Below are 1,255 nucleotides of genomic sequence, written 5' to 3'. Positions count from 1 at the left end.
TGAACGCTGCGCGAGGCTTCTCACCTCGGAGGCCACCACCGCGAAGCCACGGCCCTGTTCACCTGCACGCGCCGCTTCCACCGCCGCGTTCAGCGCCAGGATGTTGGTCTGGAACGCAATCCCGTCGATCACGCCGATGATGTCCACGATCTTCTTGGACGAGGCATTGATCGAGGCCATGGTGTCGACCACTTGGCCCACCACGCTGCCACCCTTGACCGCCACTTCGGAAGCAGACAAGGCCAGCTGGTTGGCTTGGCGTGCGTTGTCGGCGTTCTGCTTGACGGTGCTCGTGAGCTCTTCCATCGAGGCGGCGGTCTGCTCCAGCGAACTGGCCTGCTCCTCGGTGCGCGACGACAGGTCCTGGTTGCCCGCGGCAATCTCGCCCGAAGCCGTGGCGATGGCGTCGGTGCCCTGGCGCACGCCGCTCACCACGGTGGCCAGGCTCGCATTCATGTTCTTCAATGCCAGCATCAGCTGGCCCGTCTCGTCGCGGGACGACGATTCGATGCGGCTGGTGAGATCGCCGTCCGCCACCGTCTGCGCTACGCGCACGGCCTCGTTCAGCGGACGCGTGATGCTGCGCGTCAGGAGCCATGCCAGCACGCCTCCGAGCAGCAGCGCAAGCACGGCCAGCACGATCACGTTGGCGCGGCCTGCGCGATTGAGCCCGTGAACGGCCTCCGCGGCCTTGTCGATCCGCTCGGCCTGGTGCGTCAGCATGCCGCGGATGCTCGCGTCATAGACCTCGAGCATCGGCACCAGCTTGTCGTTGGTGAGCGCTGCCGCCTCGTCCTGCTTGCCTTCGGCCTTGAGCTTGAGGATGGTGTTGCGCAGGCCCACGTACTGGCTGCGCTTTTCCTTGATGTCGGCGCTGATCGCCTGCTCCTCGGACGAATCCAGCATGGCCTCGAGCTTGGCCTGCGTCTCGGAGATGCCCGCGCTGGTCTTGCTCATCTGCTTCTGCAGGTAGGCCTGTACTTCCGCATCGTTGCTCTTGACCAGCGCGAAGGTGCGCACGCTGTTGCTGCTGGTGTTGAGCAGCCAGTTCGCGGCCAGGCGCTCCTTCACGAGCGAGCGCTGCACCATCTCCTGCACCGCGTCGCCCACGCCCTGCAGACGGAAAACACCGATGCCCGCGATGCACGCCATGAGTGCCAGCACCAGCGCAAAACCGATGCCCAGGCGCGTGCCGATCTTGAGGTTCTTCATGTCGATTGCTCCGTGCGCGTCATGTCAGACGACCTTCTCGATG

The 1,255-nt window shown here is 65.2% G+C and carries 1 protein-coding gene; it reads right to left on the bottom strand.

Going from position 1 to position 1,255, the window contains the following annotated elements; all coding sequences use genetic code 11:
• Positions 1-1,212: methyl-accepting chemotaxis protein (locus EJO66_RS32445; protein WP_125967293.1), on the bottom strand; the 1,212-nt coding region annotated here is incomplete at its 3' end.
• Between the last annotated feature and the right edge of the window lie 43 nt (positions 1,213-1,255).

The organism is Variovorax beijingensis, assembly GCF_003951285.1.
GTDB lineage: Bacteria > Pseudomonadota > Gammaproteobacteria > Burkholderiales > Burkholderiaceae_C > Variovorax > Variovorax beijingensis.
The sequence above is the reverse complement of the archived record's forward strand: the minus strand, read 5'-3'. Positions and strand labels throughout refer to the sequence as shown.